Below are 19,847 nucleotides of genomic sequence, written 5' to 3' on the forward strand. Positions count from 1 at the left end.
CCTTGGTCAGTCGCCCGGCGGCATCTGGCTCGGTTGCATGACCATCGGCCGGTAGCGCAAGGCAACGATGGGCATCAGCGCGAGCATGTAGGCGAGGCAGACAAACAGGTAGGTGTACTGCAAACCATAGACCTGGCTGAGTAACCCACCGGCCGAAATGCCGGCGATGGACGCGAATTGCGCAGTGCTTTGGGCAATGCCCAGCACGTAGCCCTGGCGCGAGCTGTCGGCGGTTTTGGAAATCAGGGCCATCAGCACCGGCGTGGTGGCCCCCAGCAATACGCCCCAGATGAAATAGGCACCGACGAACACGATCGGGTTGCGCGTGTAGCCGGCAAGGGCCGTCAGCGCAATACAGCCGAGGACGACATAAGTGATGCGTTGCAGGGTGTCCTGCTGGGTACGGTGCTCGAAGTAACGCGACCATGCGGTTGCCGACAGAATGAAACCCAGCGCCAGCAAGCCATAACACAGCCCGACCACCGAGTTGCTGACCTCGAACACCGAGCTGACGTACAGCGAGAACGACGTCTGCGGCAGCATCCGCGCCAGCAGCAGGATGCCCATGACACCCAGCAGCGACAGCAGGGGCGTGCCTTGCCAGACGCTGGTGTTATGGCTGGCAGGCGCCGCTTTATCAGCGACCGGCGCTTTCTTCACTGGCGGTACATCCGGCAACGTCACGGCTGCGACCACGGTGCAGATGGCGCATAACACAGCGGCGATCATGTTGATCCAGAAGAATGTCGCGTAATCGAGGATCAGTCCGCCAACCACCGCGCCGAGCAGCGATCCGACGTTGGTGGAAATCTGCAGGATCGCGAACAGTCGCGCCCGCCGCGAAGGCGCCTCGATACTCACGCCATAGGCCTGGGCCGGGGCGATGTAGCCGGCGAAGGCGCCTTGCAGGAAGCGCAGGATCAGGATCACCCAGATGTCACTGCACAGGGCCAGCCCAAGCTGGGTCAATGACAGGCCGGCGAGGGCGCGGATCATCATCAACTTGTGGCCGTAGCGGTCGCCGATACGGCCCCAGAATGCACTGGTCAGAATAATGCCCAGCATCGGTCCGACGTACACGGCGATGCTGGCGAAGCTGAAAAGCGAATCTGACGAGGTCAGCCCACGCAGGTGGACGGGCCAGAACGGCCCGCTCATTTCCATCGCGCCCATCGAAATGAGCTGAATCGCGAACAGAAGATAAATCAGGACTCTTACGCGCGAACCCGCGATGGCACCTGCTTGGGTCATGAGTCAGCCTCGGTTATTGAACGACATTGAGCGGGTTGGTCAGCGTGTGCTGAATCCGGTAGTTGGAATACTGCATCATGTGCATGCGCAGCAACGAACGGGTCGGCCATGGATCATTGAGGAAGGCCTTGCGTTCGACTTCCCATAGATCCGGCGCGACACGCTCGCGCACCGCTGCGAACGCCTGCTCGGTTTCTTCACGCAGAATGCCCCACATCCGGTTGTTGTCCAGCGCGTACTCCTTGGTCAGCCACAGGGCCATTTCATGCAGGTGCGTGAGGAAGGCTGCGTCGAGCACGAACATGCGCACCGGCTCGATATCGCCCTCGAACACCGTTGGCAGAATGCCCGGCTGCACATGCGGTTGCAGGGTGTAGCCGCGTCCCTCCAATAATGGCGCGTAGGTCCTGCCATCGCCAAAATCGCGGATCAGCAGACTACGTGCTTTGCCATCCGGGGAAAACAGCACCATCGTGTTCTGCTGGTGTGCTTCGAGCCCGATCCCGTACATCAGGTAGATCGCCACTACCGGATGAGTGACCACTTTGCCGTACTGACGGAACCAGTCTTCCACCTGAGCGGCATTGGCCCTAACGCCGTCGCGCTCGATCAGCTCGGTGAACAGTGGTCGACCGTTGCCCGGCAAGCCAGTGAACAGAGAAGCCACGGTGATCGGCAGACAATCGTCGTTACGCTCAAACGCTTGCTGGCTGGCACGGAACACCACCGACAAATGCCGGCCGGGGTGGTCGTCCTGCGTGATCGCGTGCTTGTAACGCACGCCGATCTCCTCCGGGAAGATTTCCAGGCGTTGCTCGAAACCGTTTTCGACCTCGAGGATCTTCGTGATGACGGTGCTGATGCGTGGCCCCATGTGAATCGACTTGGCTTGCAGGCTGCGCAGTTCGCTGGTCATCCACACGGCAATCGGCAACTTGATCAGCGGCGCGCTCTCATTGAGCACCGGCATCATCGTGCGGTAGGACATGGTCGGCAGGGTCTGGATGTCCGGACCGTCGGTGATGAGAATGCCTTCTGCAATTTCCGCCGCAAAGTTTTTCAGCACGTAAGCCTGCAAATGCCATGAGTGAATCGGTAGCGGCAACCACTGGGATTCGTCCAGGCCCTTGTCGTTGAGCGACGCCTTCCATTGCGCCCATTGCGTTGGGAAGTTACTGGCGAACCAGCTGTGGTAATCGCTGACGTGAGGCATGCTTTCGCTTTTCGCCATGTCGGCCCGCAGCGCGGCAATGCGCAGCGGCACCTGGGCGTTGAACTCCGGTGACAGTTGCTCGACTTCCTCATCGCTGAGGCCCGGGCGGGCTTTCCAGGTTGGATAGTAGGGGTGACCTTCCAGCGAGCCCCACTGGTCGAGAAGGATCGCGGCGTCCTTGGTGCTGGCGTGCTGGCGCAGGTAATCGGTCAGGCTGTCGAGGCCCTGTTCCCGGGCGGCGGCGGCCAGTCGAGCGTTCCATTGCTGGCGATGCTGACGCGCGTGGGCGTCGTTCATCAGGCTGTTTTCCATGTCCGACTTGAGCCCGGCGATGCCTTCATCGGTGGGTTCGAAATCGAAGCTGTCGCGCAGCACATCCAGCAGGTCATGATGGGTGTAGATCACCTGGCGTACGCCTTCATCGGTCATCAGGATCACGTCGCCGTCATTGACTACGGTATCGGCCGGGCCCTTGGCGATGTTGGAAAAGAACACATGGGAACGACCGTCTTTCAGCGCGTACGTGGCCTCGTTACCGGCCTCAGAGAAGCGCAGGCCCGCGCGATCCAGAATGTTTTCGGCAAACAGGCAACGGATCATCCGTCGCAGGGCGTTCTTGCGGGAGTAGGCGATGAGTGTCTTGAAGTCATCCATATCAGCTATCTGCTCGTCGAGAAATTAATGAAAAGTTGAACCCGCTCACGCGGTGCGCGGCCATTGGCTGGGGAAGTAGTCGAGCGCCGAGTCGCGCAGGCCCTGCATGTAGGAAACGCTCCATTGCAGGACTTCTTCGATGTAGGGGACTTTCAGTTCGAAGCGCCGGGCCATTTCCACCAGCAGCACGAGGCCGTAGGCAACGTCTTCGTTGAAGGCGCGGCTTTCGCGCTCGATCACGTAGCCGGCGCGGTTGTCGTCGGCCGGAATCATTGGCGCGAGGATGTCGTTGTAGGCCTGGTTGGTGCGCAGGATCGACAGCATGCTGCTCTGATCGCGGATCTGCTCGCCATAGGCCTCGACGATTTCCTGCTTGAGGGATTTGACCGATGACAGGTCGATGCCCATGCGCTGGCTGATCACGCTGCACAGTTCCTGACTTTCCTGATCCATGCGCTCCAGAAAATAGGCGCCCAGCTCGGGGCATTCGGTCCACCAGCACATTCGTTGCGGGAAGATCTTGCGATGCCATTGGCCGTAAGGACCGATCAAACCGTAGATCACCGAGCTGTGCATGATCGGGTTGCCCGGTGTCAGGGTGATTTCCAGGTAGTGGTCGAGCATCGTCACGCAGGGGCCATAAAGCGTGGTGAGAATTTTTTCCAGGTGCAGCCGTGATTGCGCTGATTCGCGGTCGTGCAACGCGACATACAACTGGCTCTTGCCGCCGCCCATCTTGACCGACACCCCTGGCTTCAGATCGAACGCGGTGTGCGGCACATCCTTCATGCCCCAGATCACCACGTTCGAACGTTCGCCCAGCGTGGCTTGCGCCAGCCAGTCGAAACCGCAGAAACCCGGGATTGCGCCGACGTACACCGGTTTGCCTGAACTCAAATGCGGTGCGATGGCTTGCAGGGTCTGCGGTCGTGCGTGGGCCGGAACCGTGATGATCACGATGTCAGCGTCGGCAACTGCAACACTCGCATCGCTGCTGACCTGGTCCGGTCGCGCGCTCAGCGTCGAGCCGTCCGGCATCAGCGCCAGCATCGGCAGATTGGCGAGGTGACGATCAACCACCTCTTGATTATTGGTGAGTATCGAAACGTGAACATTGGGCAACTGTTTAAACAGGATGGCATTCAGATGCCCGGTCCGGCCTGCGCCGCAGATGGCGACTTTCAGCGGTTTCATACAGAGACTTTCCTGTGTGGGAGACGCGTCAGGCGACGCTCAATTGCAAGGGAGTAGCGTCGGATTCCAGCCAGCGGGTCTTGCCCAGCCAGCGATCCAGTTGCGGTGCGACGTCCGGGTCCAGCAGATCCCGCTCTTGCAGCCATTTGTCGTCGAACACGGTGTGCAAGTACTTCTCGCCGCCGTCGGCAATCGGCACCACAACGTTGCCGGTCAACGTGCCTTTGTGAATCAGCTCCAGCGCCTTGAAGATCGCTCCGCCGGTGGAGCCGCCGACCAGCAGTGCCAGGTTGCGCGCGATGTAGCGGGCGGTTTCGAAGGCCTGGGAATCGGTGACCTGCAAGCCCAGGTCGATGCAGCTGTAGTCGAGCACCAGACCGACGGTATCGCCGGCAGGCGTGCCGGTTCCCGATTGGTAATAGGGATAGCCGGGATGGCCGAAGACGATGGAACCGGCCGGTTCGACGGCGACGGTAACGATGTCCGGGTTGTGCAGTTTCAGGCCACGGGCAATGCCGGTCATCGAGCCGCCGGTGCCGACGCAACCGACGTAGGCGCCAATGTGGCCACCGGCCTGGGCGATGGTTTCACGCACAAAATCGCTGTAGCCGCCAGCGTTGGCCGCGTTGTCGGACTGGTTCATGAACACCGCGCCTGGGATCTGCGAAGCCAGTTCGGCCGCCAACCGTTGACGCTCGACCACGGCCACTTCGTCTTCGCGGTAAGTGCCGGCGACAAAACGGATTTCGGCGCCCAGAGCCTTCATCACCGCGATCTTGTCCTGCGCCGCATGGTGATCGACCACCGCAATGAAATGCAGGTCGAACTCCACGGCTGCCATCGCCAGGCCGATGCCGGTATTGCCGGAGGACGACTCCACGACCACACCACCGGGTTTCAACTTTCCGGACTTGAGCGCCGCCAATACCATGTTGCGCGCCATACGGTCTTTAATGCTGCCGCCGGGGTTGTTCTTCTCTATCTTGAGCAAAAGTCGAGCGTTGCTATCCGGAACATCAATGCCCAACATTGGTGTATTGCCAATAAGATCCGAAACTTTATTCAGTATCATCTGGACGTCTTCCCTTAATAGTCAGGTGTGAATGCGTAGTTACCTTCCGTACAACAAGTCGCCATCAGTCGCCGTGGCAACGGGTGGCGATGAAATTCGTTTTCCAGCAAGTCCATCTGATAACCGGCGGTATTGGCGTAGATCAATAAATCGCCGGTTTGCGGTGTTGTTTCGAAGTTGATCAATCGATGAGTAATCACATCATCGTCCAGGCAACTATGTCCGGCGATGTAGGCTTGCATCGGAACGTGTCTCGATTCTTTCGACGTGATCAGGATTGGATCGACAAGGTATTCAGATGAAAACCAGGTTTCGCACGCGCTGAAACTGCTGCCTTCGGCGAATATCACAACTTTGTTGTCGGCCAATTGTTTGGTGCGCGTTACGCGAAAGACGGTGACCGCTGCTTGATCCACCAGACTTCGGCCGGGCTCCAGTGCCAGTTTTATATTCTGACTCTTCAAGTAACCGGCAATTGTTTTTTCCGGGGAATGCTCCGACGCCAGGAATAAGTCCAACCACTGGCAAGCCGTCAGACTGCTGCCATAAGGGTAATAAGAGTGGGGTACTCGACGGTTCTGATAATGACCAGGGTTGTTGTCGTTCTGCAAAAAACTGTCGTACTGCCGTGGGTCGACATAGCGCATCGGCAGGCCACCACCGATGTCAATCATGACCGGGTCGAGGCCCATTTCCCTGGCGGCATCGAAGAACCCGGTCACTTCACGGAAGGCCTGTACTCGGGTTTCGTAGCCGTATCCGCCGAGGTGGAAATGGAAACCTTCGAAGTGCAACGACTCCCGATGTTCCGTCAGCCATTGCAGGCACTGAAACACGTCATCGGCGCCCATGCCGAAGCGGCTCGCCAGGCAACTTGTCGGCCTGTAACGCAGTAGAACTCGGGCTTTGGCCGGTGCCGGCGTAGTGTCGAGCAGTGCTTTGAGCTGGCTGAACTCTTCCCGTGAATCCACACAAATCAGCGAACCGCCTTGCACCAGCGCTTGATGAAACGCGGTCGTCTTCGCCGGCCCGGTTGCGCACAGATGTTCCGCTTCGGTCCCGGCGCGCAGCGCAGCTTGCAGTTCAAACAGGCTCGATACGTCAGTGCCGATGCCTGACGACGCAGCCGCAGCCAGCAGGCACTGGGACTTGTTGGCTTTGGCGCCGTAGAAAATCGCGTAGTCAACGTTGTGCTTCTTCAGCACCGATTGCAGCGCTTGGGCGTTGGCCTCAAAGGCATGTGGCCACACCAGATTCAGCGGCGATCCGTGTTGTTTAACAAGTTCAACAAGTGCTTGGGGTGAGTGTTGAAGAAAGTTTTCGATAACAGGATCAAGTAACGGTTTCAGCACTTTTGTGTACTGAGCTACAGTTGTTTCTTTAATGGGCGGCGCAATTAATTCAGGCATAGAAAACCTCTGGCGTAAATAATCGCCATATGTATGTTGCGTGTTCTTGCTGCTCGTCAGATACGAATGTTTAAAAAGGTGGAGGCGGATGACAGATCCGCTCTGGAATTAAACAAGGGGCATGTTCTTTCATAAAATTTTCACACATCTGTTTCATGAGAACCCCACTCCTTAAGGCTCAGGCAGGCAAGGAGAAGGCCAATAAAATATGGCCTTGTCGCTTTTGAAGTGCCATTGCCTGACATGTAAATGACATCATTGCGCCGAACTTTCCGTGAACAAAATCGCAGGTTTTGATTTGAGTCTCGACCCTGTCAGCGGCTCGAACAATATTGCGAACGGGAACGATTATCAAGTAAGGTTTTCAAATATTTTTGAATGAACACACACAACAGGGGAGTGCGAAGCCGTTTGTTCGCCTGCTCAAGTAAGCGCTCGCGTATTGATTAAAAATTCTCTTAACGCCTTGTTATTCAAGGTGTTGACGATTGATTCAATGCGCCTGAAATCAACCCGGTTTTTCCCCTGTAACAGGTGTTCGAATTTTTTTGAAAACCCACGACTGAAGCACGCTCAGGAGAGTCCCGATGACTGTTCGTCACAGCACCAACGCTACGCTTCCCATCAGCTACCTGTTCGTTCCCGGCAACCGCCCGGAGCGTTTTTCCAAAGCGGTCGAAGCCGGGCCGGACGCGATCATTCTCGACCTCGAAGATGCCGTTCATCCGAACAGCAAAGCCGTGGCCCGGGCGTCGATCTGGGCCTGGCAACAGAGCACGCCTGAAACCGCCTGCCGGCGTTACATCCGGCTGAACAGCGTCGGCAGTTCGCTGTTCCGCCAGGACATGACGTGGCTGGGCGATATGCGCTACCCCGAGCGCTGCGCGGGGATTTTCCTGCCCAAGGCCGAATGCCCGCAGAGCCTGTCCCATGTCGTCGGGCGCCTGCTGGAATGGAACCCAGAGCTGCAGATCGTCGCCATCATCGAGACCGCCAAGGGCTTGCATCAGGTCGAGGCGATTGCGGCGATTCCCGGGTTGGCGCGGCTGGCATTCGGTTCGCTGGATTTTTCCCTGGACATCGATTGCAGCCAGATTCCCGAAGCGTTTCTGTTCGCCCGCAATCGCATCGTGCTGGCTTCGCGGGTGGCCGGGTTACCGGCGCCGATCGATGGCGTGACCCCGGCCATCAGCGACATGGCGGTGGTAGAGCGCGACTCGCGTTACGCCCGGTCGCTGGGGTTCGGCGCCAAGCTGTGTATCCATCCTTCGCAAATCACCACGGTGCAGAAAGCCTTCCTGCCCAACGCCCGCCAACTGGCGTGGGCGGATCGGGTCCTGAGCGCGGTGGCCGGGGGCAGTCACGCGGTGCAGGTCGACGGCGAAATGGTCGATCTGCCGCTCATCGAACAGGCCCAGCGCCTGCGGGACATGGCCAGCCAGTACGCGCTGCTCGTCAACGCGGATGCCTGCTGAAACCGGGGGTGAAGCATGGGACATGGTTACCAGATTGCCTTGCGTGCGCTGTGCGACGTGCGGCAATCCGAGCAGGTCGATCCGCTCAACGTGCAACGTCTGCGCGAGGCGATCATCCAGGCCGGGCATTGGCTGGAACCGATCATCGTCGAGCGTTCCCGGGGCATCGTGATGGACGGCAACCACCGGTTCAACGCAGCGCGGGCACTGGGGTTGAAACGCGTGCCGTGCATCCAGCTCGACTACGCCGACCCACGGGTTTGTGTGCGCCACTGGCAAACCGGACAAGCGTTCGAAGTGGCGCAGATTTTCACCACCATCGAGCGTGGCGAATTGTTCCCGTACAAGACCACCCGCCACGCGTTCGACCCCGCGCTGCCGGTGGTCTCCATCCCGCTGCACTGCCTGTATGACTGATCGGCGTCGGAGGGTGGGTTTCACTGCCCCATCCTCCGGCGTTTTCCCCTGCGGGCGATCCGCGCAAAAAAATATTTGGCCACGCTGATACTTTTTCGATTGTCGACTGGCAAATAGGAGTCACTACCATTTTCAGCCATTCGAGAAGGACCCAATCGTCATGTCTGTTGCACGCCGACCCTGCAGTGAACGCGCCCTCACACTGGCCATTCGCACCGCGATGCTGAGTTCTATCCTGGCCGCAGGAAGCGCCACTGCCTGGGCAGCAGACCCCAAGCAACCCGAGCAACAGGACGCCGCCGCCACGGAAGGGCTGACGCTGGACACCACCAACGTCAACGCCCGTTACAACGGCGCAACCGCATTGCCGGAAGTCCTCGCCGGCGGGCAGGTCGCCCGAGGCGCAAGGCTGGGGATGATGGGCAACAAAGACGTGATGGACACGCCGTTCAGCGTGACCAGCTACACCGCCAAAACCCTCGCGGATCTGCAAACGGTCACCGTGGCTGATGCACTGGAGCGCGACCCATCGGTGCGCTCGACCGGGCAGACCGGTGGGATCGTCGATTCGTTTTTCATCCGGGGATTTGCGATAGGCGAGGGCAACCTCGGCGAGCTGGCCTATGACGGTGTGTACGGCGTTGCGCCCAACTATCGCGTGTTCACCGAATACGCCGAGCGCGTCGAAGTGCTCAAGGGTCCGGGCGCGCTGATGTACGGGATTTCGCCCAACAGTGGCGTTGGCGGCGTGATCAACATCGTACCCAAACGGCCGCTGGCCGAAGACCTGACCCGCTTCACCGGCAGTTACGCGTCGGACTCGCAAGTGGGCGGGCACCTGGACATCAGTCGGCGTTTCGGTGACGAAAACCAGTTCGGCGTACGTTTCAATGGCGGCCTCCAGGGCGGCGACACTGCGGTGGATGATCAGGAGAGGGACCTCAACATCGGTGCCATCGCCCTCGACTACCAGGGCGAGCGCTTGCGTCTGAACCTGGATTTCATCAGCCAGAAAGAGAGCTTCGAGGCGGCGTCGCGCCCGTTCACCATCGCACCGGGCGTCGAGATTCCATCGGCGCCCAACGGCCGCACCAACCTGCCGCAGGACTGGGGCTGGTCGGACACCAAGGAGCAGTCGGCCTTGCTCGGCGGCGAGTACGACCTCAACGATAATCTGACGGTATTCGCCCACGCCGGCGGTGGCCGCTCCGACGTCAAGCGCATGTCCGACCAGGTGCCGCGAATCCTCAACGACGCCGGCGACACCAGCAACATCCCCGGCTACTACAAATTCAACGTCGACCGTTCGACGGCCGACGTGGGCATGCGTGCGCTGTTCGCCACCGGCCCGATCACCCACACGACCACGATCATGGCGACCCGTTATCAGGACGAGTTGTCCCGTGGCATCAACAACGGCACAGAGATCCGCTCGAACATCTACCACCCGGTGGACGTGCCGAAGCAGTACATCAACTCGCCGAAAGTGCTGCGCGTTTCCGAATCGGAACTGTCCGGCATCGCGTTGACCGACACCCTGGGCTTTCTCGATGACCGGATCCAGTTGACCCTCGGCGTGCGCCGTCAGGACATCGAATCGCGTAACTACAACGCTTCGGGTGCGGTCAGCTCCCGTTACGACGACAACGCGACGACGCCGTTGGCAGGCGTGGTGGTCAAACCGTGGGAAGACGTTTCGCTGTACTACAACTACGTCGAAGGCCTGAGCAAAGGTGATATCGCTCCGGGCACTGCAGCAAACTCCGGCGAAACCTTCGCACCCTACAAGTCCAGGCAGCACGAAATCGGCGTGAAGTACGAACACGGCACGTTCATGACCACCCTGGCGCTGTTCCAGATCGAGAAGCCGAGCGGCGAAATCGGCGCCGGCAACGTGTTCTCGGTGCAAGCCGAACAACGTAACCGTGGTGTCGAGCTGAGCATGTTCGGTGAAGTCGCGCCGGGCACCCGCCTGATGGGCGGCGTGACCTTGCTCGATGGCGAACTGACGGATTCGGCCACCGCCGCCAACCGTGGCAACAAACCGGTGGGCGTGCCGGATGTCCAGGCCAACCTCTGGGCCGAGTGGGACACACCGTGGGTCGAAGGTTTCACCCTGACCGGCGGCGCGATCTACACCGACAGCCAATATGTCAATCAGGCCAACACCCAGGAACTGCCTTCCTGGACCCGCATCGACGCCGGCGCTCGCTACGCCACCAAGATCGAGGGTCGGCCAACGACATTCCGCGCCACGGTGCAGAACGTGTTTGATCGCGAGTATTGGTCGGGTGTGGCGTCCTATGGCGCGTTCTCCCCGGGCTACCCACGCACGTTGCAGTTGTCGGCGACCGTCGACTTCTGATCCGGGGGCGCACTGTCGGGTGCGCCTTCTTCTATATAGAGCTACGCACAGCGGTTGATCATAGAGCCTTCAAGGAAAGGAGTATTCGAATGTTAACCAGCCCGGCATCGACTTCCTCTGGTACGCCATTGCCGATCCCGAAAGTCCAGCGAGCCTTCGATTTCGAGCGCAGCACCAACGAGCATATCCGTGAGCTGCTGCATTATTACGGGCTGCGCACCAGCCTGATCCGGATCAAGGTGATCGATGCCTTGCTGGTTGCCACACGGGAAGGACGCGCCGTTGGCGGGCGCGGGGTGCATGGGTATCTGCAGGCATTTGTCAGCGGCATTCAGTTCATCAGCGTCAGGGAAGTGCTCAAGCGTTTGTGCGAGGAGGGCGTCATCGTGTTTCAGCCCGACAAAAGCTACCGTTTCACCGGCGAGGCCTATGCGATGCTGGAGCAGCATGCCGATCGCTGAGTGATCGGGTGTGCCGGCCAAATCAAACCACCTGTTCGCAGGTGGTTTTTTCGTTGGGGGCCGTCAATTCTGATTCGCGCAAACACGGCCAGCGCCCGGCTCATATTCACTTCTTCATTTCCGCACCGGGGCAGCAGCACCTATACCGTCGATGGCACGCCCATTGCGCTGGGTGGGATGAAAACTGCGTGTGGGGCGGCGCTTATCGCCAGCGGCCCGAAAGGCGTGGTGGTCAGCTGAGTCCCGTAGTCAGACAGACCTAAGCTAATGCAAAAAAGATATTTGTTCGGTGTTTTTAATATCGTTTAGTTTTGTTTCATAGACGAACCAAAAGCATCAAACCGACAGACCCCCGATTGCCATGACGGCACACGCTGAATCGATCACGGACTCTTCAGGTTTGATTCACACGGGAGTGAATCATGCCGCACACCTCAGACATCACCGCATTACCCATCCTCGACCTGTCCCTGTTCGACGGTACGCCGTCGCAACGCCAGGCATTTCTTGATGACTTGCGTCATGCCGCCCGCGATGTGGGTTTTTTCTACCTGACCGGTCATGGCATCGACGCCGGCCTGCTCGAGCAAGTGCAGGACCACGCGCGCCAGTTCTTCGCCTTGCCTGACAGCGAGAAAACCGCTGTCGGCATGATCAATTCGCCGCACTTTCGTGGCTACAACCGCGCCGCTTCCGAGATCACCCGTGGCCAGCCCGATCAGCGTGAGCAATTCGATCTGGGCGCCGAGCGTGAGGTCTTGCCGTTGAACGCCGACAGTCCGTTGTGGGCGCGGCTGCAAGGGCCGAATCAATGGCCCGAGGCGTTGCCGCAACTCAAGCCGCTGTTGTTCGACTGGCAGCAGGCGATGACCCAAATGTCGCTGCGCCTGCTGCGCGCATTCGCTCAGGCGCTGTCCTTGCCGGAAGACGCTTTTGACCGGTTGTACGGCGACAAACCCAACGAACACATCAAGCTGATGCGCTATCCGGGGCAAGCCTCGACGGCGAGCAATCAGGGCGTCGGCGCGCACAAGGATTCGGGATTTCTCAGCTTCCTGCTGCAAGACCAACAGGCCGGCCTGCAAGTGGAAATCGAAGAGGGGCGCTGGATCGATGCGCTGCCTCGGGACAACACCTTGGTGGTGAACATCGGCGAATTGCTGGAGCTGGCCACCAACGGTTATCTGCGCGCCACGGTGCATCGTGTGGTGTCGCCGCCGGTGGGCAGCGAGCGCTTGTCCATCGCGTTTTTCCTCGGTGCGCAACTGGATGCAGTGGTGCCGCTGTATCCCTTGCCGACGGCGCTGTTGCGTGAGGCGCGCGGCCCGGCGAGTGATCCGCTCAATCCGCTGTTCCGCGATGTCGGCTGGAATTATCTGAAGGGTCGACTGCGCTCCCATCCCGATGTCGCGCAGCGCTTCTACGCCGATGCCGCGAATACTCCGACACCGTTGCGCAAGACCGCCAACGCCTGATCCATCACTCGCAAAAGGATTTTTCCCATGTTGAAAACAGCAGTGTTGAAAAAAGCAGGCCTGACCCTGGCCGTCCTCGGCGCGCTGGTGACTTCGTTTGGCGTTCAAGCGCTGGAGCCATTGCGGGTTGCAGCCGACCCGGTGCCCCACGCGCAGATCCTGGCGTACATCCAGAAACTCGATCCGCAGCTCAACCTTAAGGTGATCGAAATCCCGCAGGGCGTGAACTCCAACGAACTGCTGGTGCACGGCGATGTGGACGCCAACTACTTCCAGCATTTGCCGTACCTGCAATCCCAGGAAAAGGCCCTCGGCGAAAAGCTCGCGGTGGCCGCCACGGTGCACATCGAGCCGTTGGGGATTTACTCCCATCGCCACAAAACCTTCGCCCAAGTGCCGGACAAAGGCACGGTCGCGGTGCCGAACAATGTCACCAACCTGAGCCGCGCGCTGTACCTGTTGCAGGACAACGGCCTGATCAAGCTCAAGCCTGGTTTCAATGACCCGGCGGCCGATCAGGCAACGCCCAAGGACATCGCCGAAAACCTGAAACAGCTGAGGATCCTCGAAATCGAATCGCCGCAATTGCCTCGTGCGCTGGATGACGTGGACCTGGCAGTAATCAACGGCAACTACGCGCTGGAAGCCGGGCTGGTGCCGGCCAGGGATGCGCTGGGGCTGGAGAAGGCCGAGCACAACCCTTACGCCAACATTCTGGTGACCACGCCGAAACTGGAAAACGATCCGCGCATCCAGCAATTGGCCAAGGACCTGACCTCGCCGCAAGTCGCCAAATACATCGCCGAGAACTTCAAGGGCTCGGTGATTCCGGTGGCGGATGCCAAGCCATGATCGTCGTCGAGCAGTTGAGCAAGACCTACCCGTCAGCGTCGAGCCCGGCGCTGGATCAGGTGTCGCTGAGCATTCCCGATGGGGCGATCTACGGGATTCTCGGACGCAGCGGCGCGGGCAAATCGACGCTGCTGCGTTGCCTCAATCTGCTCGAACGCCCGGATGCCGGGCGGATTCTGCTGGACGGCGAAGACCTCACGGCGCTGTCCGACCGTGAGTTGCGCCGCCAGCGTCAGCGCATCGGCATGATCTTTCAGGGCTTCAACCTGCTGCATTCGCGCAACGTGTTCGACAACGTCGCGGTGCCGCTGGAAATCGCCAAAGTCGCCAAGCCACAGCGCCATGAACGGGTTCGCGAGCTGCTGGATCTGGTGGGCCTGGGCGACAAGGCCGAAGCCTTTCCATCGCAACTGTCCGGCGGGCAGAAGCAGCGGGTGGGCATTGCGCGGGCCCTGGCGGCACGACCGGCGTATCTGCTGTCGGACGAAGCCACCAGCGCCCTCGACCCGGAAACCACCGCATCGATTCTGGAGTTGTTGCGCGACATCAACCGCCAGCTAGGTTTGACCATCGTCCTGATCACCCACGAGCTGGACGTGGTCAAGTCGATCTGCGATCACGCCGCGTCCATGGCCAACGGAAAACTGGTGGAGGCGGGGCCAGTCGCTCGATTGCTGGCCGATCCACAGTCCTCACTCGGTGCCTCACTGCGGCCCAGTTGCGGCTTGCCGCTGGGGCATGACGCGCCCGGTTTGAGTTTTCTGCGGCAATACGGCGTACGGGCGGCCCACTCATGAACCGCGTGATCGACTGGAATGAAATCCTGCAACTGGTGCTCAACGCTACCGGCGAAACCCTGTACATGGTGCTACTCGCCGGGCTGTTCACCTTGCTGATCGGTTTGCCGCTGGGGGTGTTGCTGTTCATCAGCCGTCGTCAGGGTCTGTACCCGTTGCCGAGGCTCAATCAGGCCTTGGGCGCGGTGATCAACCTCGGTCGTTCGCTGCCGTTCGTGGTGATGCTGATTGCCCTGATCCCGCTGACCCGCCTTGTGGTCGGCACCACGTTGGGCAGCACTGCCGCCGTGGTGCCGATCACCATCGGCGCCTTTCCGTTTTTTGCGCGGATCGTCGAGAACGCCCTCGACGAGGTCGAAAAGGGCCGGATCGAAGCGATCCTCGCCATGGGCGGTGACATCCGCCACGTGATTTTCAAAGTGCTGTTGCCCGAAGCGCTGCCGGCCTTGCTGGCGGGCATCACCCTGACGCTGGTGATGCTGATCGGTTTTTCTTCCATGGCCGGGGTGATCGGGGGCGGTGGACTGGGCGATCTGGCGATCCGCTACGGCTATCAACGATTCAACAATGAAGTGATGGTCGCCACCGTCGTGGTGTTGGTCATCCTCGTCCAGGGTGTGCAAAGCCTGGGCGATCGACTGGTGCGTTCGCTGGCTCATCGACGTTAAGGAATTTTATGGGTGCGCCTGTCGCCGTGGTCTCCGAGCCACTGATTCGTGTACGTGAACTGAGCAAGACCTTTGGCTCGAACCGGGCGCTGGACCGGGTCAGCCTGGATATTTTTCCCGCCGAAGTGGTGGCGTTGCTCGGCGCCAACGGTGCGGGCAAATCGACGCTGGTGAAGATCCTCGCCGGCAGCCAGACCCACGACGGCGGCGAGATCTGGATCGATGGTCAGCCCCGGCATTTCAGTTCGCCGTTGTCGGCGCGTCGTTTCGGCATCGTCGCGGTTCATCAGCAGATCAACGAAGGCATCGCACCCGGTTTGAGCGTGGCGGAAAACCTGCTGCTCGATGAACTGTGCCGCCCTGACGCCGACTTCTGGCTCAATCGCAGACGCCTGCTGGAGCGCGCTGCGAGCATCGCCGCCGGCCTCGGGCTGGTGCTGCCGCTGGAGCAGCCGATCGAACACCTCGGCCAGGCCGAGCGGCAATTGGTGGTGCTGGCCCGCGCCTTCGCCCTGCAACCGCGCCTGCTGATTCTCGACGAGCCCACGGCGGCCCTGTCGGATGCCGAAGCGCAGCGCCTGTTCGGGCTGATCGACACCTTGCGCAGCCGTGGTGTGGCGATTCTGTACATCTCCCATCGCCTGTCCGATCTGCAACGAGTGGCTGACCGCGCCGTGGTATTGCGCGACGGGCAACTGGCCGGTGAGTTCAGTGCCCGGCAATTGCCAGAGGCACTGGAAGCGATGCTTGGTCAGGCGCTGGAAACCCACGTCTACACACCGCGAGCGGTGGGCCGTGAAGTGCTGAAACTGCACGACGTGAAAATCTTGCCGCGTACCCAGACTTTTGATCTGACCCTGCACGAAAACGAAGTGGTGGTGCTGACCGGATTGCTCGGCGCCGGCAAAAGCGAGATCGCCGAAGTGCTGTTCGGGCTGCGCAAAACGTTGTCCGGCTCTCTGCAACTGGACGGCATCGAGTGGCAACCGGGCTCGCCCCGCCAGGCAATCCAGAATGGCGTGTTCTTCGCCGCCGAGGATCGCGCGAGCCAATCGCTGGTGGCGGATTTTTCATTGCGTCGAACCCTGACCTTGCCGTTCCTCGAACGCTTCACCCGTGGCGGTTTCATCCGCAACCGTGCCGAAGCGGCGGCGGTGGAGGCGCAAGTCGCCGCGCTGGGAATCAAGACCGCCGGCATTGATGTGCCGATGAGCGCGTTGTCCGGCGGCAATCAGCAGAAAGTCGTGCTCGGTCGCTGGCTGCTTGGCGAGGGCCGGGTGCTGATCCTCGACGGCCCGTTTCAGGGCGTCGATGTGCGTGCCCGGCGCGAGATCGGCCAACTGCTGCGCGACAGCGCCGCTGGCCGCGCCACGCTGGTGATCTGCTCGGACGTCGATGAAGCGCTGGAGATCGCCGACCGGATTCTGCTGGTGCGCGATCACGCGGTGGTGGCCGAGTACCCGCGTGCCGGGCTGGATCGCGCCACCCTGGTCGCCGCGCTGGCCGGCAGCGATCCGCAAAATTCTATTGTTCACGCCGCGCCAAGGAGTAGAGCGAGTGCCTGATTCGAGTTCCCTGTTGTCATCCGCCCCGGCGCCGTCCGAGCGCTTCGTGCAAGCGCTGATCCGCTATGGCCTGCTGTGGGTGCTGGCGTTGATCGTGGTGTTTTTCAGTGTGGCGGAACCGGCGTTTCTGCGGGTCGGCAATCTGTTCAGCATCTTGCAGTCGGTGTCGATTGTCGCGCTGCTGGCGCTGGGCGTGACGCTGACCATGGCTGTCGGCGGGCTGGATCTGTCGATCGGCGCGGTGGCGGCCATGAGCCTGATGATCGCCAGTTACGTGATGGTGGTACTCGGCTGGGGCGCGGTGCCGGCGGTGTTGATCAGCCTCGCGGGTGGTGCGCTGGTCGGGCTGCTCAACGGCTGGCTGATCGTGAAGATGCGCGTGCCGGACATTCTCGCCACGCTCGGCAGCATGTTCCTGGTGATCGGCGTGCAACTGATTCCTACGGGCGGCCGCTCGATTGCGGTGGGCATGACCCTGCCCAATGGCGACGAAGCCGAAGGATCGTTCAGTGCGTTGTTTCTGGCGCTGGGCCGTGGACGGCTGTGGGACATCGTGCCGATTCCGGTGTTGATCACGGCGGTGGTCGCGGTGGCGGTATGGCTGTTTCTCGAACGCACGCGCATCGGCCGGTTGTTCTATGCGATTGGCGGCAACGAGCAGGCGGCGCGTCTGGCCGGTGCGCCGGTGCAGCGCTTCAAGTTGCTGGCTTATGTGCTTTCGGCGCTGCTCGCATCGCTGGGCGGCTTGCTGCTGGCGGCGCGATTGGGGCGCGGCGATGTCAGCTCCGGCAATGGTCTGGTGCTCGATGCGCTGGGTGCTGCGCTGATCGGTTTTGCCGTGCTCGGGGCGAAGAAGCCCAACGCGTTCGGCACGCTGGTCGGCGCGCTGCTGGTGGCCTCGTTGCTCAACGGCCTGACCATGCTCAACGCGCCGTATTACGCGCAGGATTTCGTCAAGGGACTGGTGCTGGTGCTGGCCCTGATGTTCACCTTCGGCCTCGCGCATCGGGCGCGCTGAGCCGGTTCATTGATGCTTCAAGGAAAGATCCATGCACGGTTCAATCAAACAGTTCGCACGTCATTGCCTCGCCGGGGCGCTGCTCTCGGCGCTGGCCTTCAATGCCCAGGCCAAGGCCTTGCCCGGTGCGCCGGCGCCGTTCGATAAAGGTCAGGTACAGATCGCGCTGGTGGGCTATCTGTTCTCCGGGGATTTCCCTGAAGCCTATCTGCGCGGGGTGGAGAAACAGACCGAAGCGCTGGGCGCCAACCTGCGGGTGTTCGACGCGCGGCAACAGGCGGCGAGCCAGGGCGAGATGATCGATCAGGCCGCCGATCTCGGTGTCGACGGGATCATCGTGCAACTGGGGCTGGCGGAAACCCTCAAAGGGCCGATTGAGCGGGCGCTGGCCAAAGGCATCAAGGTCGTCGCATTCGACGTCGACCTGAACACGTCGCAAGTGACTCAGGTCGAGCAGGATCACCACGCACTGGCGCGGCTGGCACTCGATCAAGCGCTCAAGGACAACGGCACCCGCTTCGACGCCGGGTATGTCTACATCAGCGGCTTCACGCCGATGGAGCGCCGCGACGAGATCTGGAGCCAGGTCAAGGCGAGCAATCCGGGGATCATCGAGAAGGCGCGCTTCGGCACGCTCAATCCGCCGATTGCCAACTCGGTGGCCGATCAGGCCAGCGCCGTGCTGCGGGCCAATCCGGGGATCAGCGTGATTTTTGCGCCGTTCGACGAGTTTGCCAAAGGCGCGAAGATCGCCGTCGATGAGGCCGGTCTGAGCCGCAAGGTGAAGATCTACAGCGCCGACATTTCTACCGCGGACATCCAGATCATGAAAGAACCGGACAGCGCCTGGGCCGCCACCGCTGCGGTCAATCCGCAAGTGGCCGGGGCGATCAGCGTGCGCAGTCTGGCGATGCTGATTGCCGGGGAAAATCCGGGGCACAAGGTGCTGGTGCCGCCGACTCTCATTACCCGTCAGCAACTGCTGGATCTGGACGTGAAAAACGTGCGCGACCTCGGGCAAAAACTGCCGGCCTTCGGTGACACCGCCAATGTCGCGCGGGCACCGTGGATTCCCGTGGCGAACTGAGGAACCGACATGCACGACAAGGCTGCGCGCCTGCGCAAGAGCCGTTCGCCGAAAGCCGATGTGGCGCTGGGCGAACGGCTGCCGCCGGGGCAGGTGCTCACGGAGCGTTTCCCGATCCTGCACGAAGGCGAGGTGCCGGCGTATGACCTGGCGACGTGGTCGCTACGACTGTTCGGCACTTTGGCCAACCCGGTCGAGCTGACCTACGCCGATCTGCAAGCGCTGCCACAACGCTCGTTGCAATGCGACATTCATTGCGTGACACGCTGGTCGAAGTTCGACACCCGCTGGAGCGGCGTGCACCTGCAAGACCTGTTGCAGGCCTTGGACATCCGGCCGACGTCATCCTTTGTCATGGCCCACGCCGATCACGATTACCAGACCAACCTTCGTCTCGATGACCTGCTGCACCCGCACAGCCTGCTGGCCACCCATTACGACGGTCAGCCGCTGACCGCCCAACATGGCTGGCCGCTGCGGCTGGTGGTGGCGGGGCGGTACTTCTGGAAAAGCGCGAAATGGCTGCGCGGGCTCGAATTCACCGATCAGGAACAACCTGGCTTCTGGGAGCGCAACGGCTTTCACTTGCACGCCGATCCGTTCATTGAACAGCGTTTCAGCGGCGATGCGCTGGACATTGCCGAAGATGCCTGGCGGGAAAAGGACTTTGACTGACGGCATCTAACTTCGCACCGAAAAAACACAGATTAATAATGCTCTCTACAACAACGTGGAGTGTGTTTTTGTGCGTGATTAGTTGTTGGTTAGTTGAGTATTAATGTTGTTGCGCAAACACAAGTGTTGCTCAGGCAACACTCCGTTCGTCGGGCATAACCTAAGCGTTATTGGTTCTTTTGCGGCAGGCGACCGCTCG

At 60.7% G+C, this 19,847-nt stretch carries 17 protein-coding genes and 1 pseudogene; 13 read left to right on the forward strand and 5 right to left on the reverse strand.

Annotated features, from left to right (window positions below; translation table 11 throughout):
* Positions 1-6 precede the first annotated feature (6 nt).
* Genes K3819_RS13015 through K3819_RS13035 form a run of 5 tightly spaced genes read right to left on the reverse strand, consistent with a single transcriptional unit; the run spans position 7 to position 6,793 of the window.
* Positions 7-1,251, reverse strand: coding sequence for an MFS transporter (locus K3819_RS13015; protein WP_074690762.1), 1,245 nt, complete (start codon positions 1,249-1,251; stop codon positions 7-9).
* 13 nt (positions 1,252-1,264) lie between these two features.
* Positions 1,265-3,118 carry an IucA/IucC family siderophore biosynthesis protein gene (locus K3819_RS13020; RefSeq protein ID WP_221399479.1) on the reverse strand — a complete coding sequence of 618 codons (1,854 nt, stop codon included), beginning with the start codon at positions 3,116-3,118 and terminating at the stop codon, positions 1,265-1,267.
* Positions 3,119-3,163: 45 nt separating this feature from the next.
* Positions 3,164-4,312 carry an NAD/NADP-dependent octopine/nopaline dehydrogenase family protein gene (locus K3819_RS13025; RefSeq protein ID WP_221399480.1) on the reverse strand — a complete coding sequence of 383 codons (1,149 nt, stop codon included), beginning with the start codon at positions 4,310-4,312 and terminating at the stop codon, positions 3,164-3,166.
* 28 nt (positions 4,313-4,340) lie between these two features.
* Positions 4,341-5,342 carry a PLP-dependent cysteine synthase family protein gene (locus K3819_RS13030; RefSeq protein WP_260329057.1) on the reverse strand — a complete coding sequence of 334 codons (1,002 nt, stop codon included), beginning with the start codon at positions 5,340-5,342 and terminating at the stop codon, positions 4,341-4,343.
* A gap of 56 nt (positions 5,343-5,398) precedes the next feature.
* Positions 5,399-6,793 carry a Y4yA family PLP-dependent enzyme gene (locus K3819_RS13035; RefSeq protein WP_221399481.1) on the reverse strand — a complete coding sequence of 465 codons (1,395 nt, stop codon included), beginning with the start codon at positions 6,791-6,793 and terminating at the stop codon, positions 5,399-5,401.
* A gap of 587 nt (positions 6,794-7,380) precedes the next feature.
* Here K3819_RS13035 and K3819_RS13040 point away from each other — a divergent pair.
* The 13 genes and pseudogenes from K3819_RS13040 (at position 7,381) to K3819_RS13095 (ending at position 19,648) form a co-directional block, all read left to right on the forward strand.
* A complete protein-coding gene (locus tag K3819_RS13040; RefSeq protein WP_221399482.1) occupies positions 7,381-8,268 on the forward strand; it encodes a CoA ester lyase in 888 nt (295 codons plus the stop codon).
* A gap of 15 nt (positions 8,269-8,283) precedes the next feature.
* Positions 8,284-8,685 (forward strand): ParB N-terminal domain-containing protein, encoded by a 402-nt coding sequence (locus K3819_RS13045; RefSeq protein WP_039771147.1) that lies wholly within the window; start codon positions 8,284-8,286, stop codon positions 8,683-8,685.
* 160 nt (positions 8,686-8,845) lie between these two features.
* Entirely contained in the window at positions 8,846-11,050 is a 2,205-nt protein-coding gene (locus K3819_RS13050) for a TonB-dependent siderophore receptor (RefSeq protein ID WP_221399483.1), read from the forward strand.
* Between the two features lie 89 nt (positions 11,051-11,139).
* A complete protein-coding gene (locus K3819_RS13055; protein ID WP_074690768.1) occupies positions 11,140-11,511 on the forward strand; it encodes a fe2+ zn2+ uptake regulation protein in 372 nt (123 codons plus the stop codon).
* 129 nt (positions 11,512-11,640) lie between these two features.
* Positions 11,641-11,751, forward strand: a pseudogene (locus K3819_RS29445) (PAAR domain-containing protein); the annotation flags it as partial.
* 182 nt (positions 11,752-11,933) lie between these two features.
* Positions 11,934-12,986 (forward strand): isopenicillin N synthase family oxygenase, encoded by a 1,053-nt coding sequence (locus K3819_RS13060; protein WP_221399484.1) that lies wholly within the window; start codon positions 11,934-11,936, stop codon positions 12,984-12,986.
* Positions 12,987-13,028: 42 nt separating this feature from the next.
* On the forward strand, positions 13,029-13,838 hold the full coding sequence (locus K3819_RS13065; RefSeq protein WP_221399686.1) for a MetQ/NlpA family ABC transporter substrate-binding protein: 810 nt from the start codon (positions 13,029-13,031) through the stop codon (positions 13,836-13,838).
* A complete protein-coding gene (locus K3819_RS13070; protein ID WP_221399485.1) occupies positions 13,835-14,635 on the forward strand; it encodes a methionine ABC transporter ATP-binding protein in 801 nt (266 codons plus the stop codon). Before K3819_RS13065 ends, K3819_RS13070 begins: the two co-directional genes overlap by 4 nt.
* The gene (locus tag K3819_RS13075) at positions 14,632-15,303 is read left to right on the forward strand and encodes a methionine ABC transporter permease (protein ID WP_074690781.1); all 672 of its coding nucleotides are present in this window, start codon (positions 14,632-14,634) and stop codon (positions 15,301-15,303) included. Before K3819_RS13070 ends, K3819_RS13075 begins: the two co-directional genes overlap by 4 nt.
* Positions 15,304-15,311: 8 nt before the next feature.
* Positions 15,312-16,868 carry a sugar ABC transporter ATP-binding protein gene (locus tag K3819_RS13080; RefSeq protein WP_221399486.1) on the forward strand — a complete coding sequence of 519 codons (1,557 nt, stop codon included), beginning with the start codon at positions 15,312-15,314 and terminating at the stop codon, positions 16,866-16,868.
* Complete coding sequence (locus K3819_RS13085; RefSeq protein ID WP_221399487.1) at positions 16,861-17,886, forward strand: ABC transporter permease; 1,026 nt, start codon at positions 16,861-16,863, stop codon at positions 17,884-17,886. Before K3819_RS13080 ends, K3819_RS13085 begins: the two co-directional genes overlap by 8 nt.
* A gap of 31 nt (positions 17,887-17,917) precedes the next feature.
* The gene (locus tag K3819_RS13090) at positions 17,918-18,973 is read left to right on the forward strand and encodes a substrate-binding domain-containing protein (RefSeq protein ID WP_221399488.1); all 1,056 of its coding nucleotides are present in this window, start codon (positions 17,918-17,920) and stop codon (positions 18,971-18,973) included.
* A gap of 9 nt (positions 18,974-18,982) precedes the next feature.
* Positions 18,983-19,648, forward strand: a complete 666-nt coding sequence (locus K3819_RS13095; protein ID WP_085611873.1) for a sulfite oxidase-like oxidoreductase — start codon at positions 18,983-18,985, stop codon at positions 19,646-19,648.
* Positions 19,649-19,847 lie beyond the last annotated feature (199 nt).

The organism is Pseudomonas sp. 3-2 (assembly GCF_019710535.1).
In the GTDB taxonomy this organism is placed as follows: Bacteria; Pseudomonadota; Gammaproteobacteria; order Pseudomonadales; family Pseudomonadaceae; genus Aquipseudomonas; species Aquipseudomonas pharyngis.

What these genes read in the sequence shown, in the direction of transcription:
- K3819_RS13050 (WP_221399483.1), top strand. Translation starts at nt 8,846, where the DNA reads ATGTCTGTTGCACGCCGACCCTGCAGTGAACGCGCCCTCACACTGGCC.
- K3819_RS13040 (WP_221399482.1), top strand. Translation starts at nt 7,381, where the DNA reads ATGACTGTTCGTCACAGCACCAACGCTACGCTTCCCATCAGCTACCTG.
- K3819_RS13095 (WP_085611873.1), top strand. Translation starts at nt 18,983, where the DNA reads ATGCACGACAAGGCTGCGCGCCTGCGCAAGAGCCGTTCGCCGAAAGCC.
- K3819_RS13070 (WP_221399485.1), top strand. Translation starts at nt 13,835, where the DNA reads ATGATCGTCGTCGAGCAGTTGAGCAAGACCTACCCGTCAGCGTCGAGC.
- K3819_RS13030 (WP_260329057.1), bottom strand. Translation starts at nt 5,342, where the DNA reads ATGTTGGGCATTGATGTTCCGGATAGCAACGCTCGACTTTTGCTCAAG.
- K3819_RS13075 (WP_074690781.1), top strand. Translation starts at nt 14,632, where the DNA reads ATGAACCGCGTGATCGACTGGAATGAAATCCTGCAACTGGTGCTCAAC.
- K3819_RS13090 (WP_221399488.1), top strand. Translation starts at nt 17,918, where the DNA reads ATGCACGGTTCAATCAAACAGTTCGCACGTCATTGCCTCGCCGGGGCG.
- K3819_RS13025 (WP_221399480.1), bottom strand. Translation starts at nt 4,312, where the DNA reads ATGAAACCGCTGAAAGTCGCCATCTGCGGCGCAGGCCGGACCGGGCAT.
- K3819_RS13060 (WP_221399484.1), top strand. Translation starts at nt 11,934, where the DNA reads ATGCCGCACACCTCAGACATCACCGCATTACCCATCCTCGACCTGTCC.
- K3819_RS13045 (WP_039771147.1), top strand. Translation starts at nt 8,284, where the DNA reads ATGGGACATGGTTACCAGATTGCCTTGCGTGCGCTGTGCGACGTGCGG.
- K3819_RS13035 (WP_221399481.1), bottom strand. Translation starts at nt 6,793, where the DNA reads ATGCCTGAATTAATTGCGCCGCCCATTAAAGAAACAACTGTAGCTCAG.
- K3819_RS13080 (WP_221399486.1), top strand. Translation starts at nt 15,312, where the DNA reads ATGGGTGCGCCTGTCGCCGTGGTCTCCGAGCCACTGATTCGTGTACGT.
- K3819_RS13020 (WP_221399479.1), bottom strand. Translation starts at nt 3,118, where the DNA reads ATGGATGACTTCAAGACACTCATCGCCTACTCCCGCAAGAACGCCCTG.
- K3819_RS13015 (WP_074690762.1), bottom strand. Translation starts at nt 1,251, where the DNA reads ATGACCCAAGCAGGTGCCATCGCGGGTTCGCGCGTAAGAGTCCTGATT.
- K3819_RS13055 (WP_074690768.1), top strand. Translation starts at nt 11,140, where the DNA reads ATGTTAACCAGCCCGGCATCGACTTCCTCTGGTACGCCATTGCCGATC.